The sequence below is a fragment of the Streptomyces sp. TAA040 genome (assembly GCF_000424845.1).
On the sequence record NZ_AUKR01000073.1, the window covers coordinates 1 to 1,173 of the forward strand.

1 rRNA gene is annotated in these 1,173 nt (G+C 55.8%); it reads left to right on the forward strand.

The window, feature by feature from the left end:
- A 23S ribosomal RNA gene (locus H300_RS0121720) occupies positions 1–1,173 on the forward strand; the annotation flags it as partial.

Below are 1,173 nucleotides of genomic sequence, written 5' to 3' on the forward strand. Positions count from 1 at the left end.
AGAGAATACCGAGGCGTTCGGGTGAACTATGGTTAAGGAACTCGGCAAAATGCCCCCGTAACTTCGGGAGAAGGGGGGCCATGTTTGGTGATCCCACGTGCTGGGTGAGCTGGGTGTGGCCGCAGAGACCAGCGAGAAGCGACTGTTTACTAAAAACACAGGTCCGTGCGAAGCCGTAAGGCGAGGTATACGGACTGACGCCTGCCCGGTGCTGGAACGTTAAGGGGACCGGTTAGTCACATTTCGGTGTGGCGAAGCTGAGAACTTAAGCGCCAGTAAACGGCGGTGGTAACTATAACCATCCTAAGGTAGCGAAATTCCTTGTCGGGTAAGTTCCGACCTGCACGAATGGCGTAACGACTTCTTGACTGTCTCAACCATAGGCCCGGTGAAATTGCATTACGAGTAAAGATGCTCGTTTCGCGCAGCAGGACGGAAAGACCCCGGGACCTTTACTATAGCTTGATATTGGTGTTCGGTTCGGCTTGTGTAGGATAGGTGGGAGACTGTGAAGCATGCACGCCAGTGTGTGTGGAGTCATTGTTGAAATACCACTCTGGTCGTGCTGGATGTCTAACCTGGGTCCGTGATCCGGATCAGGGACAGTGTCTGGTGGGTAGTTTAACTGGGGCGGTTGCCTCCTAAAGAGTAACGGAGGCGCCCAAAGGTTCCCTCAGCCTGGTTGGTAATCAGGTGTTGAGTGTAAGTGCACAAGGGAGCTTGACTGTGAGACTGACGGGTCGAGCAGGGACGAAAGTCGGGACTAGTGATCCGGCGGTGGCTTGTGGAAGCGCCGTCGCTCAACGGATAAAAGGTACCCCGGGGATAACAGGCTGATCTTCCCCAAGAGTCCATATCGACGGGATGGTTTGGCACCTCGATGTCGGCTCGTCGCATCCTGGGGCTGGAGTCGGTCCCAAGGGTTGGGCTGTTCGCCCATTAAAGCGGTACGCGAGCTGGGTTTAGAACGTCGTGAGACAGTTCGGTCCCTATCCGCTGTGCGCGTAGGAGTCTTGAGAAGGGCTGTCCCTAGTACGAGAGGACCGGGACGGACGAACCTCTGGTGTGCCAGTTGTTCTGCCAAGGGCATGGCTGGTTGGCTACGTTCGGAAAGGATAACCGCTGAAAGCATCTAAGCGGGAAGCCTGCTTCGAGATGAGGACTCCCTCCCCC